Origin of the sequence: Exiguobacterium sp. SH0S2, assembly GCF_004337185.1 — a bacterium.
GTDB classification, from domain to species: Bacteria; Bacillota; Bacilli; order Exiguobacteriales; family Exiguobacteriaceae; genus Exiguobacterium; species Exiguobacterium aurantiacum_A.
This window is the reverse complement of sequence record NZ_SJVB01000001.1, coordinates 916,176-937,584: the sequence shown is the minus strand read 5'-3', so window position 1 is coordinate 937,584 and position 21,409 is coordinate 916,176. Positions and strand designations below refer to the sequence as shown.

At 51.3% G+C, this 21,409-nt stretch carries 18 protein-coding genes, 14 tRNA genes and 2 rRNA genes; 30 read left to right on the top strand and 4 right to left on the bottom strand.

Annotated elements, in window-relative coordinates:
• From EVJ21_RS04810 to EVJ21_RS04710, 21 genes are all read left to right on the top strand, one after another.
• Window positions 1-124, top strand: a 23S ribosomal RNA gene (locus EVJ21_RS04810); the annotation flags it as partial.
• A 94-nt stretch (window positions 125-218) separates the two neighbouring features.
• Window positions 219-334 (top strand): 5S ribosomal RNA (gene rrf, locus EVJ21_RS04805).
• 8 nt (window positions 335-342) lie between these two features.
• Window positions 343-417: transfer RNA gene (locus tag EVJ21_RS04800), tRNA-Asn, on the top strand.
• A 15-nt stretch (window positions 418-432) separates the two neighbouring features.
• Window positions 433-523, top strand: a tRNA-Ser gene (locus EVJ21_RS04795).
• 19 nt (window positions 524-542) lie between these two features.
• Window positions 543-617, top strand: a tRNA-Glu gene (locus EVJ21_RS04790).
• Between the two features lie 17 nt (window positions 618-634).
• Window positions 635-708 (top strand) — tRNA-Met (locus EVJ21_RS04785).
• Between the two features lie 6 nt (window positions 709-714).
• Window positions 715-790: transfer RNA gene (locus tag EVJ21_RS04780), tRNA-Asp, on the top strand.
• Window positions 791-821: 31 nt separating this feature from the next.
• Window positions 822-897 (top strand) — tRNA-Phe (locus EVJ21_RS04775).
• A gap of 3 nt (window positions 898-900) precedes the next feature.
• Window positions 901-984, top strand: a tRNA-Tyr gene (locus EVJ21_RS04770).
• A 3-nt stretch (window positions 985-987) separates the two neighbouring features.
• Window positions 988-1,058 (top strand) — tRNA-Trp (locus EVJ21_RS04765).
• A 9-nt stretch (window positions 1,059-1,067) separates the two neighbouring features.
• Window positions 1,068-1,143, top strand: a tRNA-His gene (locus tag EVJ21_RS04760).
• Window positions 1,144-1,149: 6 nt separating this feature from the next.
• Window positions 1,150-1,224: transfer RNA gene (locus EVJ21_RS04755), tRNA-Gln, on the top strand.
• Between the two features lie 4 nt (window positions 1,225-1,228).
• Window positions 1,229-1,303 (top strand) — tRNA-Gly (locus EVJ21_RS04750).
• A gap of 12 nt (window positions 1,304-1,315) precedes the next feature.
• Window positions 1,316-1,389: transfer RNA gene (locus tag EVJ21_RS04745), tRNA-Cys, on the top strand.
• A 9-nt stretch (window positions 1,390-1,398) separates the two neighbouring features.
• Window positions 1,399-1,479, top strand: a tRNA-Leu gene (locus EVJ21_RS04740).
• 6 nt (window positions 1,480-1,485) lie between these two features.
• Window positions 1,486-1,556 (top strand) — tRNA-Gly (locus EVJ21_RS04735).
• Between the two features lie 73 nt (window positions 1,557-1,629).
• Complete coding sequence (gene queG, locus EVJ21_RS04730) at window positions 1,630-2,778, top strand: tRNA epoxyqueuosine(34) reductase QueG (protein ID WP_131489998.1); 1,149 nt, start codon at window positions 1,630-1,632, stop codon at window positions 2,776-2,778.
• Window positions 2,768-3,202, top strand: a complete 435-nt coding sequence (locus EVJ21_RS04725) for a methylated-DNA--[protein]-cysteine S-methyltransferase (protein ID WP_070327983.1) — start codon at window positions 2,768-2,770, stop codon at window positions 3,200-3,202. Before queG ends, EVJ21_RS04725 begins: the two co-directional genes overlap by 11 nt.
• Before the next feature lie 10 nt (window positions 3,203-3,212).
• A complete protein-coding gene (trmL, locus tag EVJ21_RS04720; protein WP_070327891.1) occupies window positions 3,213-3,686 on the top strand; it encodes a tRNA (uridine(34)/cytosine(34)/5-carboxymethylaminomethyluridine(34)-2'-O)-methyltransferase TrmL in 474 nt (157 codons plus the stop codon).
• A gap of 228 nt (window positions 3,687-3,914) precedes the next feature.
• On the top strand, window positions 3,915-4,472 hold the full coding sequence (locus tag EVJ21_RS04715) for a DUF5366 family protein (protein WP_070327890.1): 558 nt from the start codon (window positions 3,915-3,917) through the stop codon (window positions 4,470-4,472).
• The gene (locus EVJ21_RS04710) at window positions 4,469-5,365 is read left to right on the top strand and encodes a hypothetical protein (protein WP_145963256.1); all 897 of its coding nucleotides are present in this window, start codon (window positions 4,469-4,471) and stop codon (window positions 5,363-5,365) included. The genes EVJ21_RS04715 and EVJ21_RS04710 overlap by 4 nt, the downstream gene beginning before the upstream one ends.
• Before the next feature lie 28 nt (window positions 5,366-5,393).
• Here EVJ21_RS04710 and EVJ21_RS04705 read toward each other — a convergent pair whose 3' ends face one another.
• Window positions 5,394-7,181 carry a transglycosylase domain-containing protein gene (locus tag EVJ21_RS04705; protein WP_236633553.1) on the bottom strand — a complete coding sequence of 596 codons (1,788 nt, stop codon included), beginning with the start codon at window positions 7,179-7,181 and terminating at the stop codon, window positions 5,394-5,396.
• 152 nt (window positions 7,182-7,333) lie between these two features.
• On the opposite strand from EVJ21_RS04705, the gene EVJ21_RS04700 reads away from it, so the two are divergent.
• From EVJ21_RS04700 to EVJ21_RS04685, 4 genes are read left to right on the top strand one after another with little or no spacing between them, the layout of a single operon-like run.
• Window positions 7,334-8,488 (top strand): glucose-1-phosphate adenylyltransferase, encoded by a 1,155-nt coding sequence (locus tag EVJ21_RS04700; RefSeq protein WP_131466201.1) that lies wholly within the window; start codon window positions 7,334-7,336, stop codon window positions 8,486-8,488.
• A gap of 34 nt (window positions 8,489-8,522) precedes the next feature.
• Window positions 8,523-9,623, top strand: a complete 1,101-nt coding sequence (gene glgD / locus EVJ21_RS04695) for a glucose-1-phosphate adenylyltransferase subunit GlgD (RefSeq protein ID WP_131441613.1) — start codon at window positions 8,523-8,525, stop codon at window positions 9,621-9,623.
• Window positions 9,624-9,634: 11 nt separating this feature from the next.
• On the top strand, window positions 9,635-11,068 hold the full coding sequence (gene glgA, locus EVJ21_RS04690) for a glycogen synthase GlgA (protein ID WP_131466199.1): 1,434 nt from the start codon (window positions 9,635-9,637) through the stop codon (window positions 11,066-11,068).
• 22 nt (window positions 11,069-11,090) lie between these two features.
• Complete coding sequence (locus tag EVJ21_RS04685; RefSeq protein ID WP_131466197.1) at window positions 11,091-13,523, top strand: glycogen/starch/alpha-glucan phosphorylase; 2,433 nt, start codon at window positions 11,091-11,093, stop codon at window positions 13,521-13,523.
• Between the two features lie 13 nt (window positions 13,524-13,536).
• On the opposite strand, the gene EVJ21_RS04680 is transcribed toward EVJ21_RS04685, so the two are convergent.
• Window positions 13,537-14,355 (bottom strand): sulfurtransferase, encoded by an 819-nt coding sequence (locus EVJ21_RS04680; RefSeq protein ID WP_236636557.1) that lies wholly within the window; start codon window positions 14,353-14,355, stop codon window positions 13,537-13,539.
• 97 nt (window positions 14,356-14,452) lie between these two features.
• Between EVJ21_RS04680 and EVJ21_RS04675 the strand changes: the two genes are divergently transcribed.
• From EVJ21_RS04675 to EVJ21_RS04665, 3 genes are all read left to right on the top strand, one after another.
• A complete protein-coding gene (locus tag EVJ21_RS04675) occupies window positions 14,453-16,180 on the top strand; it encodes a phospho-sugar mutase (RefSeq protein ID WP_131466195.1) in 1,728 nt (575 codons plus the stop codon).
• A gap of 126 nt (window positions 16,181-16,306) precedes the next feature.
• On the top strand, window positions 16,307-17,065 hold the full coding sequence (locus EVJ21_RS04670; protein WP_131489974.1) for a transporter substrate-binding domain-containing protein: 759 nt from the start codon (window positions 16,307-16,309) through the stop codon (window positions 17,063-17,065).
• The gene (locus EVJ21_RS04665) at window positions 17,062-17,712 is read left to right on the top strand and encodes an amino acid ABC transporter permease (RefSeq protein WP_016510211.1); all 651 of its coding nucleotides are present in this window, start codon (window positions 17,062-17,064) and stop codon (window positions 17,710-17,712) included. Before EVJ21_RS04670 ends, EVJ21_RS04665 begins: the two co-directional genes overlap by 4 nt.
• A gap of 42 nt (window positions 17,713-17,754) precedes the next feature.
• Here EVJ21_RS04665 and EVJ21_RS04660 read toward each other — a convergent pair whose 3' ends face one another.
• Together EVJ21_RS04660 and EVJ21_RS04655 are read right to left on the bottom strand one after the other, a co-directional pair.
• Window positions 17,755-18,855 (bottom strand): ABC transporter ATP-binding protein, encoded by a 1,101-nt coding sequence (locus tag EVJ21_RS04660; protein WP_070327880.1) that lies wholly within the window; start codon window positions 18,853-18,855, stop codon window positions 17,755-17,757.
• A 104-nt stretch (window positions 18,856-18,959) separates the two neighbouring features.
• On the bottom strand, window positions 18,960-19,811 hold the full coding sequence (locus tag EVJ21_RS04655) for a PucR family transcriptional regulator (protein WP_070327879.1): 852 nt from the start codon (window positions 19,809-19,811) through the stop codon (window positions 18,960-18,962).
• A gap of 75 nt (window positions 19,812-19,886) precedes the next feature.
• Here EVJ21_RS04655 and EVJ21_RS04650 point away from each other — a divergent pair, with 75 nt between their 5' ends.
• Window positions 19,887-20,978, top strand: a complete 1,092-nt coding sequence (locus EVJ21_RS04650; RefSeq protein ID WP_131466215.1) for a DUF445 domain-containing protein — start codon at window positions 19,887-19,889, stop codon at window positions 20,976-20,978.
• Between the two features lie 37 nt (window positions 20,979-21,015).
• On the top strand, window positions 21,016-21,387 hold the full coding sequence (locus tag EVJ21_RS04645; RefSeq protein ID WP_016510204.1) for a YlbF/YmcA family competence regulator: 372 nt from the start codon (window positions 21,016-21,018) through the stop codon (window positions 21,385-21,387).
• The last annotated feature ends 22 nt before the right edge of the window (window positions 21,388-21,409 follow it).

The window sequence follows — 21,409 nt, the reverse complement described above, 5'->3', positions numbered from 1 at the left end:
AGATGAGATTTCCCTTTGAGCAATCAAGAAAGACCCCTCAGAGACGATGAGGTAGATAGGTCATGGGTGGAAGCACGGCGACGTGTGGAGCTGAATGATACTAATCGGTCGAGGCTTTGATCTAGAAATGGTTTGTATTGATGAGTCTTCAGTTTTGAGAGTTCAATCTCTTAAAAACATATTGACGTCACTGTTAAATGATGTTAATATAATACTTGTCTGGTGGCGATAGCGAAGCGGCCACACCCGTTCCCATGCCGAACACGGAAGTTAAGCGCTTCAGCGCCGAAAGTAGTTGGGGGTCTCCCCCTGTGAGGATAGGACGTTGCCAGGCAAGATCGTTCCGCAATAGCTCAGTGGTAGAGCAACCGGCTGTTAACCGGTAGGTCGTAGGTTCAAATCCTACTTGCGGAGCCACTTTTTCTCTTTTTTGGAGAGCTGTCCGAGTGGCCGAAGGAGCACGATTGGAATTCGTGTAGGCGGCACAACCGTCTCAAGGGTTCGAATCCCTTGCTCTCCGCCAGTTTATCCATACTAATTATGGCCCGTTGGTCAAGCGGTTAAGACACCGCCCTTTCACGGCGGTAACACGGGTTCGATTCCCGTACGGGTCACCATTTAAATTTTATATCGTCGCGGGGTGGAGCAGTCTGGTAGCTCGTTGGGCTCATAACCCAAAGGTCGTTGGTTCAAATCCAGCCCCCGCAATTGTGTGGTCCTGTGGTGTAGCGGTTAACATGCCTGCCTGTCACGCAGGAGATCGCGGGTTCGAATCCCGTCAGGACCGCCATTTTTTTATTTAACTAAATTACTACATACATGGCTTTGTAGCTCAGTTGGTAGAGCAAAGGACTGAAAATCCTTGTGTCGGCGGTTCGATTCCGTCCAAAGCCACCATGTGGGGGGGTAGCGAAGTGGCTAAACGCGGCGGACTGTAAATCCGCTCCCTCGGGTTCGGCGGTTCGAATCCGCCCCCCCCCACCACTTAGGGGCATAGTTTAGCGGTAGAACTACGGTCTCCAAAACCGTCAGCGCGGGTTCGATTCCTGCTGCCCCTGTTTATTATGGCGATTGTGGCGAAGTGGTTAACGCACCGGATTGTGATTCCGGCATTCGAGGGTTCAATTCCCTTCAGTCGCCCCATTTTGTTGGGCTGTAGCCAAGTGGTAAGGCATCGGATTTTGATTCCGACATGCGTAGGTTCGATCCCTTCCAGCCCAGCCATTTTGCGGAAGTAGTTCAGTGGTAGAATACGACCTTGCCAAGGTCGGGGTCGCGGGTTCGAATCCCGTCTTCCGCTCCATTTAATCTCTTTGGCGCCATAGCCAAGTGGTAAGGCAGAGGACTGCAACTCCTCTATCGTCGGTTCGATTCCGACTGGCGCCTCCAACATAATATGCCGGTGTGGCGGAATTGGTAGACGCGCACGACTCAAAATCGTGTTCCTCTGGAGTGTCGGTTCGACTCCGACCACCGGTACTCTCTGCGGGTGTAGTTTAATGGTAAAACCTCAGCCTTCCAAGCTGATGACGAGAGTTCGATTCTCTTCACCCGCTTCATATCTCTCTGCCCTTAGTGGCGGGGAGATTTTTTGTATGCGAAAATAAGAAGAGTGAGGTGATGAATGGGATGACTCCTGAGATACTAAAACAACAGATTGTCGAGTACGCTGCGTCAATCGGGATCGATGAGTTGAAAGTGACGACGGCCGATCCGTTCATCGTCATGAAACAACGGCTCATCAAACAACAAGAGAAAGGCTTCGCTTCAGGATTTGAAGAACCCGACCTTGATAAGCGGACGACGCCTGAACTATTGTTACAGGACGCCCAGTCAATCATTGCGATTGCGGTCGCCTACCCGAGCAAATTGAAAGATGCGCCCCGGAGCGTGGCGGGCGAACGGCGTGGGCTGTTCGCGCGTGCCTCGTGGGGGCTTGACTATCATCGCGCCGTCGGCTCACGGCTTGAACAGCTTCAAGCGTATATCGAAGAACTCGTTCCTGGCGTCAAAACGCGCTCGATGGTCGACACGGGTGAACTTGTCGATCGGGCTGTGGCCGAACGGGCCGGAATCGGATTTAGTGGAAAAAATTGCTCGATCATTTCGCCGGAGAAGGGATCTTACCTGTACTTGGGGGAGATGATTTTAGACACGTATCTGCCGCCCGATACAGCAATCGAGGACGGGTGCGGGGACTGTGATAAATGTATGACCGCCTGTCCGACGACGGCGCTCGTCGAACCGGGTGTGCTTGACGCCAAACGGTGCATCGCTTACTTGACCCAGATGAAGACGCTCATGCCGCGAGAGTTCCGCTCGCAGCTTGGCGGACGCCTTTACGGCTGTGATACGTGCCAACAAGTCTGTCCATATAACCGTAAGAAAGATTGGCGCCATCATGAAGAGCTGTTGCCGGAGGCAGAAGTCGTCAAACCGCTGCTCGAACCGTTGCTCAGCTTGAGTAACCGCGAGTTCAAGGCGAAGTTTGGTCATTTGTCCGGTTCGTGGCGCGGCAAGAAGCCGATTCAACGTAACGCGATCTTAGCGCTCGCACATTACCGTGAACCGTCAGCCGTCTCGGTGCTCGAAACATTCATTCAAACCGATGAGCGTGAAGACATGCGGGCGACGGCTGTTTGGGCGATCGGCGCGATTCTCGGTACTGACGCCGAAGCAATCTATCAAGAGATTGAACGCGTAGAGCAATCAGAACTAGTTAAAGAAGAGATTCGTATATTCCGAGAGGAGTGGGAACGTGAAGACCGTGTCATCTAAATGGGGAACGTTATCATACGAATTAAATGAGCAGGGGAAATTAATCGCGTTAGATTTTGCGGAAACAGAACAGGCAGATGGGAGCGCACCGGTGTGGCTCGTCGACATGATCGAACGGGTCGAACGGGAAGGGCTCCAAGAAATTGACCGCGTGTGGATTGATATGAACGGGACGGTTTTCCAACAAGAAGTGTGGGATGCGTTGTTGACGATCCCGTCTGGTGAGACGCGGACGTATAAACAAATCGCGGAACAGATTGGACGTCCGAAAGCAGTCCGTGCCGTCGGCCAGGCGTTGAACCGTAATCCGCTGCCTGTCATCTTCCCGTGCCATCGTGTCGTCGGCAGCAGCGGACAGCTCACGGGTTTTGCGGGCGGGCTCGATCAAAAACAACGATTACTCGATATCGAACAAGTGAAGTGAGGAATAGATTATGGCTAACCATGTAGTAATGTTTCAACCGGAAATCCCGGCAAATACGGGCAACGTCTCGCGGACGTGTGCGGCAACGAACTCGGTGCTCCATCTGATTCGTCCGCTCGGCTTCTCGACGGATGACAAGATGTTAAAACGGGCCGGCCTCGACTATTGGCAGTTCGTCGACGTCCGTTACCATGACTCGCTTGACGAACTATGGGCACAACATCCGGACGGCGAATTTTTCTATATTACAAAGTACGGCGAACAGTATCCGAGTGACCTTGACGTGTCTGACGTCGAGAAGGACTATTTCTTCGTCTTCGGACGTGAGACGAAAGGTTTGCCGATGGAAGTGATCGAGGACAACCTTGACCGCTGCATCCGCTTGCCCCAGTCAAACCTCGTCCGTTCGCTCAACGTCTCGAACACGGCAGCCATCATCGTCTATGAGGCACTGCGCCAGCAAAGCTATGCGGGATTAAAGTAAGAAAAAAGAGCCCGATTCGTGAGAATCGCGGCTCTTATTGATTACCTTCAGGTTTTCTGTTGTATCCTGCTGTTAAGATTGCCGCAAGGAAGACGACGCTGATTCCGACCATTAGTAATAAACCCATTTAAAAATCCCCCTTTTGTTCTCCGTGACTACGAATATTATAATATACTTGATAATAGATTTGCACTGAATATGAGAAATTCTTGTGAAATGAGAGCCTATATGAAAACAAATGTGTACTTGTTAAGCTACGCCCCGTTGATTGGGATCATTCTTTTTTCGATGTCACTCGCTATCGCCACGTCTGAATACGCCATTCAATGGCTGACGCGTGTCGGGGTGTATAGTGAAATCATCGCGCTGTTGTCTGTTCAAGAGACGAAGATCCTCGTGCTCGTCATGTTCTTCACGATATACTTCATGCTGTTTAGCGCCTTTAAACTCGTCGCCGATACGTTCAACCAACTCGGTTTCGCATTTTTTGCGCGTGAGACGAACGGGAGCTCGCTCCATCGCTTAAAGCCAGGAGCAACGATTTTTTTGGTCGGTTCAGGTGTCAGTTTTTTGTTTTTGACTTCACTGCCGGCAGCGGTTGCGGTCTTGCTTGGCACGTTTGTCGTCTATTTATTCTACTATATTTGGCAAGTCAGTCAGTTGATGTCGACACTTCGTGCAATCGGGCTCTTGTTGATTCAAGCGATGATGTGGGCGATTCTTTTAAGTGGGCTCGTCTGGGCGCTCCTCAGGCTGTTTAACTCGGTCGGGGATATCATCTTATGAACGGCCCTCACATAAAACTAGCCCCTTCAGAAGCTGTGATCAGCGAATGGATCAAGTCGTTTATGCCTGCTCATGATTTGTACTTTATCGATGAGCGGCTACTATCGCGGCTCGACCATTCTCCAGGCATGTTGCTCATACCAAGAGAAGAGTTCAGTCAGCATCCGACATATCGGGATATTAGCGTCGCCAACAGCTATACATACTGGACGGTCGATCCGGTCGCGACGCACGTCGTCCATGCGCCTAGCGGGTGGATAGCATCGTTACCGGACGCGTTGAGAAGCGATGTGCTCACATTTCAGGCCACGTTCGGCCGAGGTCTTGTCTTTCGGTTAACGGACGACGAATCCAGACGAGAGTGGATGCCTTATATCATCAACGTGGACGGGGCGAGATACCTCGTCTTGCAACAAAATGTATGGGCGCTGATGACGAACTTCGAGCGCCGTCAGCTAGTGCTGAACTACGCGAAAGAATGGGATGTATGGGACGCACATGATTTACCACTTGAAGCACCAAGTCATTTGAAGAGATACGCCAATATGTTCTCGACGGTGGCGGGGAGCAACTGCTTAGCGGCAACACTGTTTGCTGTGACGGGGGAAGACTGGTTGATCACGCAATGGGTCCATCCGAAGACGTTTCTACAGACACTGGCTCATGCGTCTTATACTCAAGTCGATGCGGCAGCTGAGGCAGGGGACGTTCTCACTTTTTGGGATGACGCCGGACGTTTGCAGCACGCGACGTATCGTATAGACGATGAGCTGTTCTTCAACAAGAACGGCCAGACGATGTTTAATCCGTGGAAAGTGATTGACGAAACCGAACTACGCGTAGCTTGGAGCGCATTTACCGTCAAAATATACAGACAGACGAAACAAGGCTAGAGGATGCGTCCTCTAGCCTTGTTGTTTTTTAACGGTGCGCTTCTGTCCAAATGATGGCCGGGTACGCCCGGTTGGCAAGCTCCGGGAACGGACGCGGCGTGTCGGCACCGAGCCAGATCGCCGTGATCGTTTGATCGGTCAAGCCGACATACCACATGTCCTTATGCGAGTTGGTCGTGCCGGTCTTGCCTCCGACGTAAGGGCGCTTGATCTGGCCGGCGTAACGTCCCGTTCCGTACGTTGTGACGGCAGATAACGCTTCTTGCATCGCCGAGGCCGTCTCGTCCGACCAGACGGCTTGTTTCATCATGCCCGGGCTGATTGTCGGGGCACCCGAAGCAAAGCGGATTTCTTTAATCGTCTGACCAGATACGTACACACCTTTATTGAGAAAAGGCGTATACGCGGCAGCGAGTTCCTTCGGAGATACTCCTTGTGTCAGACCGCCGAGCGCGCTCGCGAGATTGCTGTCTTTGTCGGGATCCCACTGACTGAACATCATGTCGGCCGTCTCGTACGCTCGCTCTTGGTCGATCGCCGTGAATGCGGCGAGTGCCGGGGTGTTATACGAGTAAGCGACCGTATCTTGGAGCGTGACGTCGCCCAGGACACGGTTGCCACTGTTCGTCGGGCAATACGTCCCGTAACAGACAGGTCGTCCGTCAAGCACCGTATCGAGCTTCGCTCCGGTCTCTTCGATGTAAGGCGCAAACACAAGGACAGGTTTTATAGCCGAGCCCGGCTGCCGGTACGCTTGGGTGGCCCGGTTGAATTCACCACTCTGCTTCATCTCAGAATCGACGAGGGCGACGATGCGCCCGTTCGGCGTCAATTCGGCATAGCCGCCGTTCAAGCCGTTCGGTAAGCGGCTCATCACTTGTTTCGCTTGGTTTTGACGTTCGACGGACAAATACGTTTCGACTGTCGCTTTATTGCTCGCCAAGTAGTTTTTGGCCGCCTCTTCATCGAGGTCATAACGTGTACGGACGAGGCGGACCGCGTCTTTCATGACCGTGTCCATATAGTCTGGATAGCGGACTTTGTGGCTGCGATAAGAGGCCTTGAGTTTGACGCCGTGAAACGCATCATATGCTTGCTTTGATAGGACGCCCGCATCTCTCAATTGCGTGAGGATGCGATCTTTACGCTCGTAAAAGGCAGCCGACGGGTCAAGCGGGTCGTAAAGGGACGGATTGTTCGGCACGGTCAACAAGTAAGCGATCTGGTTCCAGTTCAAATCGTTGAGCGGACGGGAGAAGTACGTATCGGCCGCCGACTGGATACCATAGATGTTATGACCGAAGAAAATGACGTTGCTGTAGGCGGTCATAATTTCTTTTTTACTATAATTTTTTTCGAGCGCTCGCGCGATCATTAATTCCTTTACTTTGCGCTCATACGTCCGTTCGTGCGTTAAATATTCATTCCGGGCCAGTTGTTGGGTAATCGTGCTCCCGCCTTGGACCGACGATTCGTTCGCGTTATTGATGAACGCTCGGGCAATCCCTCCGAGGTCATAGCCGGGATGGGCGTTGAACTTCCGGTCCTCAATGACGATGATTGCTTCACGGATGTGATTCGGAAGCCCATCGACGGAGACATCGTTGCGGCGACCGTTCAAGTACAACTGTTCCGTCCCTCCTTTATAAGTCAGCATGACAGCATGTTTCGATGAGAGCGGAGCGGAGCTGACGGCCTCTTCACCCCACGCGACAATCGTTTTCGCTTGGTCAATCTCTTCTTTTAAAGCTCCGCTGACTGTGAAGCCAACGGCAACCAATCCAGCAATAAACACAACCCCGAGCCATGCTCTCATCGTCTCACCTCTTTCTCTATTCATTATATCGTCAATCTTTCGATAAAATTCAAAATGTAAACGCTATCATATAATAATTTAAGCAGGAATACATTAGGAAACAGCGAAAAAGGGTATTAGAGGTTTATATTATGAATTTAGGAGGCAGTACTATGAAGCAAGAAATGGTTGCGATGCTCCTCGCTGGCGGGGAAGGCAAGAGACTTGGGCCTCTCACAAGGAAGACGGCAAAGCCTGCCGTCAACTTTGGAGGGAAGTACCGGATCATCGATTTCCCACTATCGAACTGTACGAATTCGGGAATCACGACAGTCGGTGTGTTGACACAATATGAGCCGTTAGAATTAAACCGTTACCTCGGCATCGGGTCTGCCTGGGATTTAGATCGCCGCAATGGCGGATTAGCTATCCTGCCACCATACCAAGCTCAGTCGGGGAAAAACTGGTACGAAGGTACTGCGAATGCGATCTATCGGAACTTGAGCTATATCGATGACTACGATCCGGAGTACGTGTTGATCTTATCGGGAGATCACATTTACAAAATGGATTACGAGAAGATGCTCGATTTCCACAAAGAAAAACAAGCCGATGTGACGATTTCAGTCATGGCCGTCCCATGGGATGAAGCACCGCGTTTCGGGATCTTGAATACGGGCGATGATTTACGTATTAACGAATTCGATGAAAAACCTGAGAAGCCGAAGAGCAACTTGGCGTCGATGGGAATCTACATCTTCAACTGGAAAGTGTTGCGCGAACACTTGATTCAAGACGCGGAAGACGAGACGTCAAGCTTTGACTTCGGGAAGAACATCATTCCAAACACGCTCCTCGACGGATTGAACGTCTTTGCCTATAAATTCAAAGGCTACTGGAAAGACGTCGGTACGATCCAGTCGCTATGGGAAGCGAACATGGACCTTCTCGAAGAAGATCCACCGTTCGATTTATATGACCCAGACTTTAAAATTTACTCGGTCAACCCGAACCAAACGCCGCAATTCATCGGAAAAGATGCTTGTGTCGAGCAGTCGGTCATCAATGAAGGCTGCCGGATCGAAGGAGAAGTCCAACATTCGGTCTTGTTCTATGACGTGCGTGTCGGCGAAGGGTCGCTCGTGAAAGACTCCGTCATCATGCCAGGGGCCCGCATCGGGAAAGACGTTACAATTCACCGAGCCATTGTCGCTAGCTGTGCCGTCATTGAAGATGGCGCGACAGTTGGTGAGCCGGGGGGTGACATCGTTGTCATCGAGCCGCATGAAAATATCGAAAGTGGAACAGTCTTCAAGCAACGTGCTTGATTATAAAATAGACCGACGCAAGGAGGCGTTATTGTTGACGAATGATTTGTTAGGAATCATCAACTTAGGTACCGAAGAGGGGTTATTCCCGGAGTTGACGGGACATCGCAACTTAGCAGCTGTCCCGTTCTCAGGGCGTTATCGTCTCATCGACTTTACATTGACGAATATGATTACCCAAGGTATCGATCAAGTTGGGATTTTTACACTCGATAAGTATCGTTCTTTAATGGACCATGTAGGATCAGGCAAAGAGTGGGATCTTGACCGCTCACAAGGCGGATTGCATATCTTCCCGCCGGCGCTTAAACCGGATGGCGAAGCCTATCTCGGAGATTTAGCGAACTTCTCGATGCACCGGGAACACTTCGTGCGCAGTAAACAAGCTTACGTTGTCATTACCGGCTCGAACGTGTTGACGACGATCGATTATCAAAACATGCTCGAACATCATAAATCGATGGGGGCGGACATCACGCTCGCTTACACGGAGCATGAACAAAAATGTGGCTACTGTCGTCCGATTCGACTCGGGGAGAACGACCGTGTCGTCGGAATCGGGGAGCGCGGCTTTAGCCCGGACGATGAGCATGCATACACGGAAACGATCGTCATGTCGAAAAACTTATTCCTTCGCCTCGTCGATGAAGCGACGTCAAAAGGGGAGTATGACTTGTTAGATGGAGTTATTCTTCCCCAGCTCCACCGTCTCCACGTTCACGGATATCACTATACGGGTAAAATGCAGGTGATTCATTCGGTGCTTTCGTACTATAATGAAAGTATGCGCTTACTTCGCCAAGAAGGAATCATCTACGACTTCCCTCATATTTACACGAAGATCAAACATGAGCCGCCGACTCGCTACTTGAAAGGGTCGAAAGTGAATGAAGCGCTAGTCGCCAATGGATGTAAAATCAGTGGAGAAGTTCAAAATAGTATTTTGTTCCGAGGTGTGGTCATCAGTGAACATGCGCGCGTCAAAAATTCAATCATTTTATCCAAGTCGATCATCGAAGAAGGAGCTGTCGTCGAGAACGCCATTTTAGACAAAGAAGTGGTCGTGAAACGTGGACAGGTCATTCGTGGAACGGTCGATGAACCGATCGTCATCAGAAAACGGACAACGGTTTAAAGGAGGATATTATGAAAATATGGTATGTCGCTTCAGAAGCGGCACCGTTCATGAAAACGGGGGGGCTTGCCGATGTGATTGGCTCGCTCCCTCAAGCGGTGTCTAGCCTCGGTGAAGATGTCAGTGTCGTAATGCCGAAGTACGGCTCGATTGCGCAAGAATATGTCGATGAGATGGAATATTTATTCGATTTGATCGTCCCGGTCGGCTGGCGTAAGCAGTTCGGGGCCGTCTTGAAGTTAGAGCGCGACGGGATCACGTATTACTTTATCGATAACGAGTACTATTTTAATCGCGAAGGCGTGCTCTACGGTCATTACGATGATGCAGAACGATTCGCCTTTTTCTCCCGGGCCGTCCTTGAGATGATCGGACAGATTGAAGAAGTGCCGGACGTGTTGCACTGCCACGATTGGCAGACGGGTGTCGTTCCGGCGTTTCTACGAATCCATTATCAACACATCGAAGCGTACCAAAAGATTCGAACGGTCTTTACTATCCATAACCTGCAATACCAAGGGATCTTCCCAGAAGCTGTGCTCGGTGAACTGCTGCAGTTTGGGCACGAGCATTTCACGGCAGAGGGCATCCAACATAACGGTCTCGTCAATTACATGAAGGCCGGCATCGTCCATTCCGACCAAATCACGACGGTGAGTCCGTCTTATCGCGATGAGATCATGGAACCTTACTATGGCGAAGGTTTAGATGCGGCACTACGCCACCGTGCCGTCGACGTCCGCGGCATCTTGAACGGTCTCGATTTGGCGACGAACGACCCGAGCACGGACAAACGAATCGCAAAAACGTATGATCTCGACACGGTCAAAGAAGGGAAGCTTGCCAACAAGCGCATGCTTCAAGAACGGTACGGTCTCGAAGTGCGTGATGATATCATGTTGATCGGATTCGTGAGTCGTCTCGTCGAGCAAAAAGGTCTCGATTTGATTCATGCGGTGAACCATGAGTTGGGGAATTTGGACTGTCAGTTCGTCTTCCTTGGATCGGGTCAACCTGAATATGAGGCGATTGTCCATGAGATGACGGCAGCCCACCCTGGGAAAATCGGGTCGTACATTGGGTTCGATATCGAACTGGCCCACTTGATTTATGCGGGATCAGACGCCTTCTTGATGCCATCTCGATTCGAACCGTGCGGCCTTAGCCAATTGATCTCGATGCGTTATGGAACACTTCCGATCGTTCGTGAGACAGGCGGACTTCGAGACACGGTCAAACCTTACAATGATTACACGCAAGAAGGGACTGGATTCGGTTTCTTGAACTACAACGCTCACGAGATGCTCGCGACGATTGAAAAATCAATTCGTGTCTTCTACGAGGATAACACTTGGAATGCGCTCGTCCATCAAGCGATGACTTCGGACTTCAGCTGGAAACAATCCGCTAAGCAATACCGTGAGTTATATCACCTATTCGCATGACTGGAAGGAGATTTACACATATATGTTTACAGATAAACAGAGCTTCGTCACTTCGTTTCAAGAAAGATTCGTCGCCTTAAACGGGAAATCGTTCGATGAAGGGACCGAGCAGGAAGTGTATCAAACGTTGGCAACGATGGTGCGTGAACAAGCGATTCCGAAATGGATCAACACACGCGACAAGCAAGAAGCCAAACAGAGCAAGCAAGTCATCTATTTCTCGCTCGAGTTTTTGTTAGGCCGTTTCCTCTATAACAACTTACTCAGTATGGACGTTTTAGAAGTTGTCCAAGAAGGGTTGGAAGAACTCGGCTTTGATTTCACAGAAATCACGGAGTTCGAGCCGGAACCAGGGCTCGGTAACGGCGGCCTCGGCCGTCTGGCCGCTTGTTTCCTCGATTCGCTTGCCGCGCTCAGTCTGCCCGGTCACGGTAACGGGATTCGCTATCGTTACGGTTTGTTCAAACAAAAAATCGTCGACGGCTATCAAGTCGAGTTGCCGGACAATTGGCTCCGAAATGGGAATATGTGGGAGACTCGCCGTGCCGATCGTGCGGTTGACGTGAATTTTGGGGGCTGGATCGAGATGAAGCAGATCGGAGACCGTCTCCGTGTCGTTCATCATCCAGACGAAGTCGTACGCGCCGTTCCATACGATATGCCGGTCATCGGTTACAAGAACGACGTCGTGAACACGCTCCGGCTTTGGAATGCGGAGTCGCCATTTGATGACGAAGAGTATATGGAACGCACGAAAGGGTCGTACAAAGACTTGTTGAAACACAAGCAGTCGATTGCGACAATCTCGGAGTTCCTCTATCCGGACGACACGACGTATGAAGGAAAAGTGCTCCGTTTGAAACAACAGTACTTCTTCGTGTCAGCGGGTGTCCAATCGATGATTGCGTCTTACTTGCGACACAACAAATCACTCAAACATTTAGGCGACTACTACGCTGTCCACATTAACGATACCCACCCGGTCGTCGCAATCCCTGAACTGATGCGGATTTTGATGGATGATCACGGATATGGCTGGGATGAGGCGTGGCGCGTGACGAAAAGTGTCATGTCGTTCACAAACCATACACTTCTCGCCGAGGCACTTGAAAAGTGGCCGGTCGAGATGTACGAGCGTCTATTACCACGAATCTATCAAATCATTAATGAGATTAATACCCGGTTCTGTAAAGACGTGCTCGTCAATTATCCACACCTTGAACCGCATATGGGTGAGATTGCGATCGTCTCGAACAATTACATTAATATGGCAAACCTTGCCGTCGTCGGATCACATTCGACGAACGGGGTCGCCCGTATTCATACAGATATTTTAAAACAACGCGAGATGCGCCACTTGTATGAAATGTTCCCGCTTCGTTTCAATAACAAGACGAACGGCATCACGCATCGCCGTTGGCTCTTGAAATCAAATCCGCGTCTGTCGAACTTGATCACGGACGCAATCGGTCCGTCATGGATCGAGCACCCGAACGATCTTGAGAAGTTGATGGACGTCTCGAAAGATACGAGCTTCCAGGAGCAAGTGATGGAAGTGAAACAACAAAATAAACTCGACTTAGCGGCTTACATTCAAGATGAGACGGGAATCAGTGTCGACCCGAACTCGATTTTCGATGTTCAAGTCAAACGTCTGCATGCGTATAAGCGTCAGCTCATGAACGCGATGCATATTCACGCGCTCTATCAAAAGATTCAAACAGACCCGACGTTCACGATGGTTCCACGGACGTTCATCTTCGGAGCGAAAGCGGCGCCAGGTTATTATTACGCGAAAGAAGTCATTCGCTACATCAATGCCCTCGCGTCGATGATTAACAACGACAAACGGGCGAGTCAGTTCATCAAGATCGTGTTCCTTGAGAACTACCGCGTCTCGATGGCAGAACGAATCTTCCCGGGCTCGGATGTTAGTGAACAGATTTCGACGGCGAGCTACGAGGCGTCAGGAACCGGAAACATGAAGTTCATGATGAACGGAGCGCTCACAATCGGTACGCTTGACGGGGCGAACATCGAGATTCGCGATGCGGTCGGTGATGACCATATCTTCATTTTCGGATTGACACCGCAAGAAGTCATGAACTATAAAAAATTCGGCGGGTATCATGCGGCCGACATTTATCATGCCAACACCGAAGTACGTAACGTCGTCGACGGTCTCGTCAACGGGACGTTCGATAAAGTCGGAGAATATCAGTTCCAAGCGATCTTTGATTCGCTTCTCGTCTATAACGATGATTTCCTCGTCTTGAAAGACTTTATGTCCTACATGCAGGCACAGCGACGCGTCGATGAAGTGTTCGCAGATAAGGCGCGTTGGGCGGAAAGTTCAATCGTCAATACGGCCAAGTCTGGTATTTTCTCGAGCGACCGCACAATCACGGAATATGCGAACGCGGTTTGGAACATCAAGCCGACGAGTGTGAAATAAAAAAATCCACCCGTTATGGGTGGACCTTATTTTCTGGATAACTGATCCAGTCAGAGTATGAACCGGGATAGAGACGGACATCGTCTTTACCGAGCGCGTGCAATGCCAAAATGTTCACGCAAGCGGTGACACCGCTGCCGCAATAAAAGATCGGGTTCGGGACATCGAGCACGTTGGCGTAAAGTTCGCGCAAATCGTGAAAGTCTTGAAGCGTCCCGAGCTCCGTGACGGCGTCTACGTATGGGCAGAGCAGGGCGTTCGGGATATGCCCGGCTTTTTTATCGATCGGTTCGTGGCTTCCGTCGTAACGGTCGGCCGTCCTTGAGTCATACAGGCCGCCTGTTGTCGTTGCGGCGCGCACGTCTTCGATCGTGGCGATCATATCGTCGTGGAAATCAGGGACGTATGTCGAAGCAGGGTACGTCGGAACCTCGGTCGTTGTCTCACCAGAGTAAGTGATGCCGGCCTGGATTCCGCCTTCGAGCACGATGACGCGCTCATGGCCGGCCCACTTGAATAACCACCAAGCACGTGCGGCGTATGGGAAACCGTCGTCGTAAATAATGATCAAGTCGTCCTTTTGGATGCCGATGCGTCGGAGCGTCTCCGTCCACGCTTCTTTTGACGGGAGCGGGTGACGTCCGCCGTGAACGGACACAGGGCCTGACAAGTCTTCCATCAAGTCGAGATGGACGGCATTCGGGAGATGTCCTTGACGGTACACGTATTTTCCGTATGAAGCGTCGTTCAATGAATAGCGGCAATCAATAAATCGGATTGAGTCCGTATGGACGATTTGTTTCAATTCTTGGGCACGCATAGTTGGAAACATAGTATCACCTCGAAGTTTCGTTACTCCCATCGTATACAAGATGGAACAAATTGGCGAGTACTTCGATTGAATTTGAACGTCGAAAGGGGAATTGACCATGGCATGGCAACAAACATATGAGCGTTGGAATCAATATGAGGAACTTGAACCTTATCTTCGGACCGAATTAGACGAGATGGCACAAAATGAGACGACACTCGAAGAAGCGTTTTATAAGACGCTTGAATTCGGAACGGGTGGTATGCGCGGTGAGATCGGACCAGGTGCCAATCGAATGAACGTCTATACGATTCGTAAAGCGGCGCAAGGATTTGCCGACTTTATTTCGGCGTCAGGCGAGGAAGCGAAACGGCACGGAGTCGTCATCGCCCATGATCCACGTCACTACTCACCTGAATTCGCGCTCGAGGCGGCACGGACGTTTGCATCGAACGGGATCAAGACTTACTTGTTCCCGAGCTTACGGGCAACGCCAGAACTGTCATTCGCCGTCAGACACCTAGGCGCGTTTGGAGGAGTCGTCATCACGGCGAGTCATAACCCGCCTGAGTATAACGGCTTCAAAGTATATGGCGCCGACGGCGGGCAACTACCGCCGGCCGAGGCGGACGAGCTCGTGTCTTACGTCAACGCGATCGAGGACGAGTTAAGCATCCCGGTCCAAGACGAAGCAACGCTCCGCGCCGACGGGACACTCGTCAACGTCGATGCGTCTGTCGATGCGGCTTACATGGAAGCTCTTCAATCGATTCGAATCCATAAGGACGTCCCAACAGACGCCCTCAAAATCGTCTTCTCGCCCCTTCACGGGACGGGTCGCCGACCGGTCATGGAAGGACTCAAGGCGTATGGGTTTGACCATGTCACGATCGTCGAAGAACAAGCCGAACCAGACGGCGCGTTCCCGACGGTCAGTTCTCCGAACCCGGAAGAGCGGGCGGCGTTCAAGCTGGCGATGGAATATGGTGACCGTGTCAGCGCTGATTTGCTCATGGCGACCGATCCGGACGCCGACCGCGTCGGCTTCACCGTGCGTGACCGCGACGGGGAATGGTTCGTCTTGACAGGGAACCAGACCGGAGCGCTCTTGATGGATTACATCCTATCGCAAAAAGTCGAGACCGGCACGCTGCCAGCGAACGGATTCGTCGCGAAAACGATCGTCACGTCCGAGCTTGGGGCGGCCATCGCCAAAGCGTATGGCGTGCATCTCGAGAACACGCTCACCGGCTTTAAATTCATCGGTGAGAAGATCAAACAGTACGAGGAGTCAGGCGAGTACGAGTTCTTGTTCGGCTACGAAGAGAGCTACGGCTATTTGATCGGTGACTTCTGCCGTGATAAAGACGCTGTCCAGGCGTGCGTGCTCGGCGCCGAGATGGCAGCTTTCCATAAGCAGCAGGGACGAACGTTGTATGACGCGCTCCAAGCGATTTATGAGAAGTATGGCTTTTATGAGGAATCGCTTCAATCGATGACGTTGAAAGGGAAAGCCGGGCTTGAACAGATCGGTCGGATGATGGAATCGTTCCGTGCCAACCCGCCGCAAGAAGTTGCCGGCTACGAAGTCGTCCGCTTCGAGGATTACAAGCTGCAAGTCGCGACCGACCTTCGTCAAAATACGACCGAGGACATCGACTTGCCATCTTCGAACGTGCTCAAATTCGTCTTCGAGGACGGGTCGTGGTTCTGCCTTCGCCCGTCTGGCACAGAGCCAAAGATCAAGTTCTATTTCAGTGTTCACGCGGATAGTGCCGAGATGACGACGGCGAAACGTGAAGCGATTGAACGAGACGTTATGAAGCAAGCAAAAGCAATCGACTGACTAGTGTACCACCGCTCAACTGGGAGCGGTGGTTTTTGTTTGACTTCTTTTAACCTCGTCAGTATGATGAGTATATTGCTCAAAACCATGTAATCATATAAGGATTATCAGGAAGGCGGAAATAACATGAAAAAATCATTAACGGCAGTTCTCGCAATCGGCGCATCGTTCGGGGTGCTCGCAGCTTGCGGTACAGAGACGGACAGTGGATCTGAAGAAACAGTCATCACAGTCGGGACGGAAGCGACATACCCGCCATTCACATACAAAGATAAAGGTGAAATCACAGGGTATGACATCGACGTGTTGAACGAAGCGGCAGAGCGTGCCGGCTATACGGTCGAGTATGAGCCGATGGACTTCAAAGGACTCGTCCCGGCACTCGACGCGGAACGCATCGATATGATCGCGAACCAGATGAGTATCACACCGGAGCGTGAAGAGAAGTATGCGTTCTCGGATACGTACGCGGTGTCAGGTGCACAAGTCATCGTTGCTTCAGATAATGAAGACATCAAAGGCATCGACGACCTTGACGGCAAAGTCGTTGGTTCGACACAAGGGTCGGTCTACGCCCAGATGGCTGAAGAAGCTGGCGCAGAAGTGAAGTTTTATAAAGGTGCGAACCAAGTGCTCCAAGACCTTCAAGTCGGACGTCTCGACGCAGCACTCAACGACCGTCTCTTCATCTTGACGGAGCTCGAGAAGACAGGCTACGACGTGAAAGCGGTCGGTGACGTCTTCAACAAGAGCGAGGCGGGGTACATGACACGCCAAGACAGCGACGTGCTCGATCAGTTGAACGAGGCGCTTGCTGAAATGAAAGAAGACGGAACGATGGCTGAAATCGGTGATAAGTACTTCGGTGAGGACATCAGTCAATGAATGAACTGATCACGACCGTCATCGAGAACCGTTCGGCCTATATCGAAGCCGTACAATTGACGTTGATCGCCAGTATCCTGTCGATTATCCTCGCCTTGGTGCTCGGTCTGATCATCGCGTTACTTTACAGCAGTCCAATCAAAGTGTTGCGGTTGTTCACTCGGACGTACACCTCGTTCTTCCGGGGCACGCCGCTGCTCTTGCAACTGCTCATCTTGTACGTCGGGTTGACCGGGTTCGTCCAACTGAGCGGGATGCAGGCGCTCATCTTCGGATTGGGTCTGCACTTTGCGGCTTATATCTCGGAGGCGTTCCGGGCAGCCATCAATTCGGTCGATCGCGGACAAGTCGAGGCGAGTGTCGCCCTCGGGATCCCGCGGGCGAAACGTTTTAAAGACATTATCTTCCCACAAGCGTTATCACGGGCCATCCCACCGGTGTCGAACTCGGTGATTGATATCATCAAGTCGACGTCGCTCGGGTCGGTCATCGCCGTGCAGGAGTTGACGTACGTCTCAGACCAGATTGCAGCGACGACCTATTTGGTCATGCCGCTCCTCTTGTTCTCGGCCTCGATCTATTGGATCTTGTCGACACTCATTCAAGCGGGGCAGCATCGGCTCGAACGTCGCTATGCGACCCGCTAAACGAAAAATCCCCTCGATTCCAAGAATCGAGGGGATTTTGTATTAACGGATGACGAGCTCTGTCTCAGAGTCGAAGAAGTGTGCTTTCGTCATATCGAGCGCGAGTTCTACGTCGTCACCCATACGGATGTTCGAGCGGCCGTCGATGCGGGCCGTGAACTGGTGTCCACCGAGCTCGGCGTAAAGGTAAGACTCGGCACCCATGAGTTCAGATACATCGATGTGTGTTTGGAACGTGTGTGTTGTCGGAGAATCGATGTAGATCGGCTCATCGTGGATCGATTCTGGACGAATCCCGAGGATAAGCTCTTTACCGATGTAACCACGGTCGCGAAGACCTTTCATCTTGCCTTCAGGCACGTTGATTTCTTCGCCGTTCACGACGAACTTGCCGTCTGCGAGTGTTCCGCGGAAGAAGTTCATCGAAGGCGAACCGATGAAGCCGGCAACGAAGATGTTATCTGGGTTGTCGTATACTTCTTTCGGCGAACCGACTTGTTGGATGATCCCGTCTTTCATGATGACGATACGAGTCGCGAGTGTCATCGCTTCCGTTTGGTCATGGGTAACGTAGATCGTCGTCGTATCGAGACGGTTGTGCAACTGGATGATCTCTTTACGCATTTGTACGCGAAGTTTTGCATCCAAGTTTGAGAGCGGCTCATCCATCAAGAACACTTTTGCGTCACGGACGATGGCACGACCGATGGCAACACGTTGGCGCTGACCACCTGAGAGTGCCTTCGGTTTACGTTGGAGGTATTCTTCAAGTCCGAGGATGCGAGCCGCATCTTGGACGCGACGGTCGATCTCTTCTTTCGGGAACTTCCGAAGCTTCAAACCGAATGCCATGTTGTCATAGACGCTCATGTGCGGGTAGAGGGCATAGTTTTGGAAGACCATCGCGATGTCGCGGTCTTTCGGCGCCACGTCGTTCATGCGTTTGCCGTCGATGATGAAGTCGCCGCTCGAGATTTCTTCGAGTCCTGCGATCATGCGAAGTGTTGTCGATTTACCGCAACCAGACGGTCCGACGAAAACGATGAACTCCCGGTCTTTAATGTGCAAGTTGAAGTCGCTGACGGCTTTCCCGTCACCACCGTCGTATATTTTATCAATGTGATTCAATTGAATTTCTGCCATTGTCGTTAGCCTCCTGAGAATGTGTTCTTGTATAATAGCGCTTACAAGATTGATTATACGATGAAACCGCTTGCACGAGATATGTACACGTTGCACAAAAACAGTTACTCAGATTTGTGCAACGTGACAATCAGTTGGAGTAAACTCGCATCATAAAACTGACGAGCGTCATATCCTGTCAGTTCATAGAGCCGATCGAGCCGGTAATTGAGCGTGTTCCGATGCATGAACAGCGCTTTCGCCGTATGGGACACGTTCAGCGAGTGGGCGAACAGCGCCTCTAACAATTCGACGCTCGTCTTATCGAGTATCGAATACGCCGCCTCGGTCAATTGGAGACGTGTGGCAAAAGTCTCATGGTCTTGTAGCAAGTAATGGTATAATAATTGACTAGCAGGGTAAGTTTTAGTAGGGAGTTTCGCGAACGGGCGCAACGTCATGTGTTGATGGTAAAGCGTCCCCAACACACCGAGCGGCCGCTCACTAAAGATGACGTGCGCTTCGACGTAGCAGTCGCTCGCGCCGGCACGCAATACGTCCTCGAAATCAGACAAGTCGACGAGTTGGTTCATCTCAATGATTTCAACGTGATGTCGCGTCATGACGACAATCTCCGCTTCTGGCATGAAATCGTGTAATATCTCTAAAAATTGCTCGAGCGATTCCCTCTCTTGATAGTGGAGCGATAGTGACAACAGACGGAACGGTTGCGCGATCCGATACGAATCGGTGAGCAGGCGGTTTTGCCATTTTTCTTGACGGGGGTCGGCGGTCGTCAAAAACGGTGTCGCCGACCATTCGAGCAGTTGCCGTTCACGCTCGTTCAACTCGGTTTTTGGCAAGCCGAACACGGTCCCATCCTGTGCTTGATACCAAGCATAGTCTCCGGATGCGTCTTCCGACCGATGGACAACGGTCGGGAAAATCGATTTAATACGATCAAACGTAGTCAACACAATCACCTCTTCAACAATGTATCATATTTCAGAACGGGGGCAGGCAGTTTGGATAGTCTACTAAAAATATTCATCATGATCGCCATTGGGGCGACAATCGGGGGAGTGACGAACTTCCTCGCCATCAAAATGTTATTTCGGCCCCACGAGCCAAAGTATATCGGAAAAGTCCGAGTACCGTTCACACCGGGGTTGATTCCGAAACGCCGCGATGAGCTGGCGACGAGTCTCGGCAAGACGGTCGTGAAACACTTGTTGACGCCTGAAGGGATGCGGAAGCGCCTGCTCGACGAACAAGTGAGCGGCCACATCACCTATTTCGTCCAAGAGGAAGTCCGGACGATGCTCCGTTCGGACAAGACGATCCGTACACTAGTCGAACCGCTTTACCCGGACGCCGAGTCGCGTGTGTTGACGGAAGCGGACACGAAACTCCGCCAAGAGCTCCGGCTCGTGCTCGCTGACGTCAAGTCACGCAAGCTGTACGAACTGCTCGGTGAGGACGGGATGGACCGTGTCCGTGACGTGATCCCGGAAATCGTCGACGCGATGCTCGTCAAATCAGAAGAGTATTTCTATTCGGCGGAAGGAGAGGCTCAGCTGCGGTATATGGTCGACTCGTTCGTCCAACGCCGGCTCGGTTTTATCGCCGGGTTCATTCAAAATATGAACTTCGTCGAGATGATTCGCCCGGAGATTGTCAACATTTTACGTGGCGGGTCGACTCGTTCTGGAATGGCGACGATGATCACGCGCGAGTTCGAACGGTTCAGTGAGCGTACGGTCGACACACTCTTAGATGAGCGGTTAGAAGACCGATTGATCGATGGGGTGACGACAGAAGTCATCACCCGTCTCCCGGTCGGCGAATTGCTCGACCGGACCGTCTATTCGTACACACGAGACGTCGAGACACGCATCGTCGACGATCTCGTCCCGAACGGGGTTCGGCTCGTCATCGAGCGGTTCACCAATCAAATGGAGACGGTGATGGACCGTCTGAAAATCGATCAAATCGTGCAAGAGCAAGTCCAATCGCTCGATACGTCGTACCTCGAGGAGATCGTCTTATCGATCTCGAAACGGGAGTTCCGGGCAATAACATGGCTTGGAGCGCTGTTAGGTGGTATGATTGGGTTGATTCAAGGGTTGATTGCCATCGTTTGATCGGCCACGGCCCTAATAGTATTTAGGAGGACGTCACATGTCACAAACAAACTTGTACGATCATGCTAACCAATTGGAAAAAGCACTTCGCGAATCTGAGGAGTTCACAAATCTCTCTTCATTATACGATCGTGTCAATGCGGATGCAGAAGCGAACCAGTTGTTCGCTGACTTCCGTGATATCCAAATGACGCTTCAGCAAAAGCAAATGCAAGGCGAAGAAATCTCAGAACAAGAGATGATGGATGCTCAAACGAAAATGATGAGCGTTCAACAGAACGAATTGATCATGGAGCTCATGCAAGAAGAGCAACGCATGCATCAACTGGTCACAGAAGTGACAAAAATTATCATGAAACCACTTGAAGAGCTATACGCTCCGATGGTTAATGAAAACGAAGTTCAATAACACCTGTGCGGATGGCTTTCGA

Excerpts from the sequence above, each read along its gene's own strand:
- queG (WP_131489998.1), top strand. The coding sequence starts at position 1,630 with ATGACTCCTGAGATACTAAAACAACAGATTGTCGAGTACGCTGCGTCA.
- trmL (WP_070327891.1), top strand. The coding sequence starts at position 3,213 with ATGGCTAACCATGTAGTAATGTTTCAACCGGAAATCCCGGCAAATACG.
- EVJ21_RS04715 (WP_070327890.1), top strand. The coding sequence starts at position 3,915 with ATGAAAACAAATGTGTACTTGTTAAGCTACGCCCCGTTGATTGGGATC.
- EVJ21_RS04710 (WP_145963256.1), top strand. The coding sequence starts at position 4,469 with ATGAACGGCCCTCACATAAAACTAGCCCCTTCAGAAGCTGTGATCAGC.
- EVJ21_RS04705 (WP_236633553.1), bottom strand. The coding sequence starts at position 7,181 with ATGAGAGCATGGCTCGGGGTTGTGTTTATTGCTGGATTGGTTGCCGTT.
- EVJ21_RS04700 (WP_131466201.1), top strand. The coding sequence starts at position 7,334 with ATGAAGCAAGAAATGGTTGCGATGCTCCTCGCTGGCGGGGAAGGCAAG.
- glgA (WP_131466199.1), top strand. The coding sequence starts at position 9,635 with ATGAAAATATGGTATGTCGCTTCAGAAGCGGCACCGTTCATGAAAACG.
- EVJ21_RS04685 (WP_131466197.1), top strand. The coding sequence starts at position 11,091 with ATGTTTACAGATAAACAGAGCTTCGTCACTTCGTTTCAAGAAAGATTC.
- EVJ21_RS04680 (WP_236636557.1), bottom strand. The coding sequence starts at position 14,355 with ATGTTTCCAACTATGCGTGCCCAAGAATTGAAACAAATCGTCCATACG.
- EVJ21_RS04675 (WP_131466195.1), top strand. The coding sequence starts at position 14,453 with ATGGCATGGCAACAAACATATGAGCGTTGGAATCAATATGAGGAACTT.
- EVJ21_RS04670 (WP_131489974.1), top strand. The coding sequence starts at position 16,307 with ATGAAAAAATCATTAACGGCAGTTCTCGCAATCGGCGCATCGTTCGGG.
- EVJ21_RS04665 (WP_016510211.1), top strand. The coding sequence starts at position 17,062 with ATGAATGAACTGATCACGACCGTCATCGAGAACCGTTCGGCCTATATC.
- EVJ21_RS04660 (WP_070327880.1), bottom strand. The coding sequence starts at position 18,855 with ATGGCAGAAATTCAATTGAATCACATTGATAAAATATACGACGGTGGT.
- EVJ21_RS04650 (WP_131466215.1), top strand. The coding sequence starts at position 19,887 with ATGATCGCCATTGGGGCGACAATCGGGGGAGTGACGAACTTCCTCGCC.
- EVJ21_RS04645 (WP_016510204.1), top strand. The coding sequence starts at position 21,016 with ATGTCACAAACAAACTTGTACGATCATGCTAACCAATTGGAAAAAGCA.